Origin of the sequence: Pseudomonas sp. NPDC090233, assembly GCF_044772285.1 — a bacterium.
Lineage (GTDB): Bacteria > Pseudomonadota > Gammaproteobacteria > Pseudomonadales > Pseudomonadaceae > Aquipseudomonas.
The window spans coordinates 76977-82976 of record NZ_JBIVYQ010000003.1 but is presented as its reverse complement, the minus strand read 5'-3'; the positions used below and the strand labels follow the sequence as shown (position 1 = coordinate 82976).

4 protein-coding genes are annotated in these 6000 nt (G+C 60.0%); 1 reads left to right on the top strand and 3 read right to left on the bottom strand.

The genetic code is table 11. The annotated features are described in order from the left end of the window. Positions 1-226 precede the first annotated feature (226 nt). Positions 227-1285, top strand: coding sequence for a DNA polymerase IV (dinB, locus tag ACIQUF_RS08470; RefSeq protein WP_403131381.1), 1059 nt, complete (start codon positions 227-229; stop codon positions 1283-1285). 28 nt (positions 1286-1313) lie between these two features. Here dinB and ACIQUF_RS08465 read toward each other — a convergent pair whose 3' ends face one another. The 3 genes from ACIQUF_RS08465 to ACIQUF_RS08455 form a co-directional block, all read right to left on the bottom strand. After that, positions 1314-2267 (bottom strand): hypothetical protein, encoded by a 954-nt coding sequence (locus tag ACIQUF_RS08465; RefSeq protein ID WP_403130520.1) that lies wholly within the window; start codon positions 2265-2267, stop codon positions 1314-1316. Positions 2268-2287: 20 nt separating this feature from the next. Continuing rightward, a complete protein-coding gene (locus ACIQUF_RS08460; RefSeq protein WP_403130518.1) occupies positions 2288-4003 on the bottom strand; it encodes a proline--tRNA ligase in 1716 nt (571 codons plus the stop codon). A 160-nt stretch (positions 4004-4163) separates the two neighbouring features. Beyond that, a complete protein-coding gene (locus ACIQUF_RS08455) occupies positions 4164-5432 on the bottom strand; it encodes an OprD family porin (protein ID WP_403130516.1) in 1269 nt (422 codons plus the stop codon). Positions 5433-6000: the final 568 nt, after the last annotated feature.

Sequence of the window (6000 nt, the reverse complement as noted above, 5' to 3'; positions counted from 1 at the left end):
CCCGCGCCTGTGAGATCGAATTCTACGGATTTCCTATCCAGTGTCAAGCAATTCCTCTTAAAAAACCTTTTTCGTTCAAACCCTTAGCGGCGAAATAAGCCATGCAGCTCAGGTAGGCCGGGGCTTTCAGGCCAATTGTCGAGCAGCCTAAGCCGGTGGCTGTCTCACAGCAGGTGCATGCGTTACTATCTGTATGAATCTACAGTACTCACGGTCATCCATGTCCTTGCGCAAGATCATCCATATCGACTGCGATTGCTTCTACGCCGCGATCGAGATGCGTGACGACCCGCGTCTTGCCGGCCGCCCCATGGCCGTGGGCGGCTCCCCGGAGCATCGGGGGGTGATCGCTACCTGCAATTATGAAGCGCGTGCCTATGGGGTACGTTCCGCCATGTCGTCCCGGCATGCGCTCAAGCTCTGCCCCGACCTGCTGATCGTCAAGCCGCGTTTCGAGGCCTACCGCGAGGCTTCGCGTGAGATCCACAGCATCTTCCGTGATTACACCGAGCTGATCGAGCCGTTATCGCTGGATGAAGCCTACCTGGACGTGAGCGACAGCCAATGGTTTGCCGGCAGCGCCACGCGCATTGCCGAAGATATCCGCCGGCGGGTGGCCCGTACCCTGCATATCACGGTCTCGGCCGGGGTGGCGCCGAACAAGTTCCTGGCCAAGATCGCCAGTGACTGGCGTAAGCCCAATGGCATTTTCGTGGTTACTCCAGACCAAGTGGAGGCCTTTGTCTCGGCGTTGCCAGTCGCCAGGCTGCATGGTGTGGGCAAGGTGACGGCCGACAAGCTCGCCCGGCTGGGTATCGACACCTGCCTGGACCTGCGCGACTGGTCGCGGCTGGCGCTGGTGCGCGAGTTCGGCAGTTTTGGCGAGCGGTTGTGGGGGCTGGCGCGGGGCATCGACGAGCGAGCGGTGCACAATGACAGCCGCAGGCAATCGGTGAGCGTGGAAAACACTTACGATACCGACCTTCCGGATCTGGCCAGTTGCCTTGAGCGCTTGCCTGAACTGCTCGACAGTCTGAATGAGCGGATCGCGCGCATGGACAGCAGCTATCGGCCGGACAAACCTTTCGTCAAGGTCAAGTTTCACGATTTCAGCCAGACCACCCTGGAGCAGGCGGGGGCGGGCAGGGACTTGGAAAGCTACCAGCATCTGCTGAAGCAGGCATTTGCGCGAGGCGGCAAACCGGTGCGCTTGCTCGGGGTAGGGGTGAGGCTGCGCGATCTGCGCGGGGCGCATGAGCAGCTGGAGCTTTTTGCGGATAAATAAGAAGGGACCGCAATGCGGCCCCTCTTTATTAGTGCACGCCTGGATCAGCCACCAATCGGCCAGTTGCCTTGGTCAACGCTTGCAGAAACTCCTGCTGAAGCTCCGGGTCGTTGCGGGTCAGCTCGATCAGGCTCTGTTCCATCTCGCTGGCTTCTTCTTCCAGGCCCAGCTCCGACAGGCGCTTGACCCGGTGTACCCATTGGCCGACATCGTCATCTTCGAGGTCATCGAAAATCAGCTCATGGGCTTCACGCAGCTTGTTACGCAGGGTCGCGCTGACCAGCAGGCTGGCATCGCCGCGTACCGCATTGTCTTCGTCGACCACCTGCAGGTGCAGGGTACCGACATGGTTCAGGTGCTGTTCAGAGAACGGGCTGTCGAGCAGGTTCAGGCGCAGCACGCCGTTTCTGTCAGTGGTCAGCTCGTGAGTCATCTTGCCGGCCTTGACTTCGACCAAACGTTCGCTCCAGGGCAGGCTGGTGAACTCTTCCCGCTTGTCCTTCTGCACTTCACTGATCCCGGCCAGATTCTGCTGGGCGCGACCGTTGGACTGCACGTTCATGAACGGGTTGAGCCCGGCCACACCGTAGCTGAGCCAGTCGTGGGTCACGCTGTCCGGCAGGTTGCCCAGAGCGAAGACGTTGACCACGTTGGCGCCGACGCCGGCCACCACGGCCACTGCGCCCAGCGGGATCTCGTAAACCTCCCGCCACGGTTGGTATGGTGTGTAGCGGTCGTAACGGCGGGTCACTTCGAACTCGGTGACTTCGAAGCGCTTCTGTTCATGCACGCGCACACGCCGCTGCGGCAGCTCCATCACCTTCGGCTCGCCGACATCGATCTGCAGGGTGTGTTCGAGCAGCTTGCGCTCGACGCGCTCCTCATGCTCGCTGCGCTGGGACATCTGGTTGGCGCAGCCGCTAAGGAACAGGGCGCCGCACAGTGCGGCGCCCCCCAGGGTAAAGGTACTTCGCTTGGACATGATCACTCGTGCATTGTTTATCAGCGGCGAACGCGGGCCTGCAGGAAGGTCAGCACTTCATTGAGTGGCAGCGCTTGGGCATCCTGTTCGGTGCGGTGCTTGTATTCCAGGTTGCCGTCGGCCAGGCCACGGTCGCTGACCACGATGCGGTGCGGAATGCCAATCAGCTCCATGTCGGCAAACTTGATGCCTGGGCTGGTCTTCTTGTCACGGTCGTCCAGCAGCACTTCGAAGCCGGCGGCTGTCAGTTCGGCGTACAGCTTGTCGGTGGCTTCGCGCACCACGTCGGTTTCGTAGCGCAGCGGTACCAGTGCGATCTGGAAGGGCGCCAGGGCGTCGTTCCAGATGATGCCCTTGTCGTCATAGCTCTGCTCGATGGCGGCGGCGACCACGCGGGACACACCGATGCCATAGCAGCCCATGGACAACACGACCGGCTTACCGTTTTCGCCCAGTACCTGACATTTGAGCGCCTCGCTGTACTTGGTGCCGAGCTGGAAGATGTGCCCGACTTCGATGCCGCGCTTGATCACCAGGGTGCCCTGGCCATCCGGGCTTGGGTCGCCTTCGACGACGTTGCGCAGGTCGGCAACCTGAGGAACTGGCAGATCGCGCTCCCAGTTGACGCCGAAGTAGTGCTTGTCGTCGATGTTGGCACCGATGCCGAAGTCGCTCATCAGGGCAACCGAGCGGTCGATGATGATTTCCAGTGGCAGGTTGAGCGGGCCCAGGGAGCCGGCGCCAGCGCCAATCGCGTCGCGCAGTTCGGCTTCGGTGGCCATGACCAGTGGCTCGGCAACCTGCTCGAGCTTGGTGGCCTTGATTTCGTTCAGCTCATGGTCGCCACGAACGATCAGGGCAATCAGCTTGCCTTCTTCGGCGCCACGCACGATCAGGGTCTTGACGGTCTTCTCGATCGCCAGGCCGTGATTCTCCACCAGCTGGGCGATGGTCTTGGCCTCTGGCGTGTCGACCAGGCGCAGCTCTTCGGTTGGCGCTGGACGCACGGTTTCGCGCGGAATGGCCTCGGCTTTCTCGATGTTGGCGGCGTAGTCAGAGCTGTCGCTGAAGATCACGTCGTCTTCGCCGGACGAGGCCAGCACGTGGAATTCATGCGAGTAGCTGCCACCGATGGAGCCGGTGTCGGCCTGCACTGGGCGGAAATCCAGGCCCAGGCGGGTAAAGATGTTGGAGTACGCCTGGTGCATGCGGTCGTAGGTTTCCTGCAGGGAAGCCTGGTCGGCATGGAAGGAGTAGGCGTCCTTCATGATGAATTCGCGGCCACGCATCAGGCCGAAGCGCGGGCGGATCTCGTCACGGAATTTGGTCTGGATCTGGTACAGGTTGAGCGGCAGCTGTTTATAGCTGGACAGCTCGTTGCGGGCCAGGTCGGTGATGACTTCTTCGTGGGTCGGGCCGACGCAGAAGTCGCGCTGGTGGCGGTCCTTCAGGCGCAGCAGCTCCGGGCCATACTGTTCCCAGCGACCGGATTCCTGCCACAGCTCGGCAGGTTGGATGCTGGGCATCAGCACTTCCAGGGCACCGGCGGCGTTCATTTCCTCGCGCACCACGGCTTCGACCTTGCGCATTACCCGCAGGCCCATCGGCAGCCAGGTGTACAGGCCGGAGGCCAGCTTGCGGATCATGCCGGCACGCAGCATGAGCTGATGGCTGATGACCACTGCGTCGGCAGGGGTTTCTTTCTGGGTGGCGAGCAAATATTGACTGGTGCGCATGGTTAGCCGTGTCGATTGCCTAAGACATTGAAATGACCCCGCATTGTACGGGGGCGAAACGAAGGCGTACAGGATGCCCCAGGGCGTGGCAATTGTCAGCCAAGAAAAAGCCCGGCAAGCGTGCCGGGCTTTTTCAGGTGCGGGGCACTATAAGCGAGGCTTACAGGATGCTCAGCGGGTATTCGACGATCAGGCGCAGTTCGTCGATCGAGCTCGAACCGTAGTAGACGCCATCGGAAGAACGGTAGGTGGCCTGGCGTACGCGGAAGCTGAGGTCCTTGGCAGGGCCTTCTTGCAGTACGTACTTGATGTCGACGTCGCGTTCCCATTCCTTGCCGTTGCTGGTGCCGGCGACATTGGCGTCGGTACCGCGCACGTAGCGGGTCATGAAGGTCAGGCCGGGTACGCCGAACTCGGCGAAGTTCAGGTCGTAGCGTGCCTGCCAGGATTTTTCGTCTTCGGCGTTGAAGTCGGAACGGGCTACCGAGTTACCCAGGAAGACGGTGCCGCCACCGTCGACGCCGTAACCGTAGTCGCCATCGCCGTGAACGCGCTGATGCACGACGGTGAAGGTGTGGGCGCCGATGTTCCAGGCAGCCGACAGGCTGAAGGCGGTGTTGTCAAGCTTGTCGCCATCGTACGCTGTGTAGAGTGCGCTGCCTTCGCTCTTGGTGTCATAGATGTTGAAGTCGAACACCAGGCCTTGTTTGTCGGAGATCGGCAGAGCCCAGTTGATGTTGCCGTAGTACTTGCGCCAGTAGTCTTCTACTTTGGAGTAGTACAGGCTGGTGCTGAGGCTGTCGGTGATGGCATAGGTGCCACCGAGGATGTCCGCCTGGGTCAGGTGCAGGCTGTCACGGTCGGTTTCGGCCTGTGCTTTCATGGCGGTGAAGTGACCCGCGTGCAGGGTCAGGCCTTCGATTTCATTGCTGGTGATCAGACCACCTTCGGCAACTTCCGGCAGCAGTCGGCTGTCGTCCGTGGCGAAGACTGGCAGCGCGGTGAACTGGCTGCCGTATTTCAAGACGGTGTTGGAGATGCGCAGTTTTACTGCACCGCCGCCCGAGGAGTAGTCATCCTGCGAACGCCCGTCGGAGCCTTCCGGGAACAGGCCGGTACCGGCGCGGCCCTTGCCGCTGTCCAGTTTCAGGCCGAGCATGCCGATGGCGTCGACACCGAAGCCTACGGTGCCTTGGGTGAAGCCCGATTCGAAGGTGCCGAGGAAGCCGAGGCCGGTTTCTTCCACGCGGCTCTGGGTGCCAGAAGGGTTGTTACGGAAGTCACGGCTGAAGTACAGCATGCGAGTTTTGACGTTCAGCTGGCTGTCTTCGATGAAACCCTTGGATTCGTCCTGTGCAGAGGCGAAGGCCAATTGCGAGGTGCCTGCCGAAACGGCCAGGGCGATCAAGCTCCACTTCATCACGCGCATCGTGATTTGCTCCTTTGGTTTTTTAGGAAGAGTACCGCTGCGCCCAAGTGTTTTAGTTATATGGGGCAGCTCTTTCTTGTTATGTCGGCGGAAATGTATAGCACGCTGACTGTTGTTGGCGATATGGGCATAAACAACCTTTCGGGAACTTTATGGCCATGTCGCTTTCAGGTATTTCCATGTCGCAAATCACGTCCCGGTTTTCCGGGGCGTACAACGCCAGCGCTGTTCCTGTCACCGTAATGATTCTGTAACTACAGGTTCCGGTTAGGGAAACTCCCTGGTGTATCCAAAGCGGCTGTTGTTATTTGTCGCGTCCATCGCTTGATGCAGATGTCGTGCCGACTTGGTGTGATAGGAATGCAACAAGCGTGCTCAAAATTAACAACGGTTCATGAAATTTTCACAAATGTTGCTGCCACAGGTCGAAAGGTCCCGAAAACATGGGGTGGCGTCTGTCTGGAGCCACGTTGGCGGTTGCCAGGCTTCCAATTCCAAAACCTGCCATAAAAGTCAATGTGTTACCGGCAACTGTTCATGCTGAGTCATTTGTGTGTGTAGAAGCGTA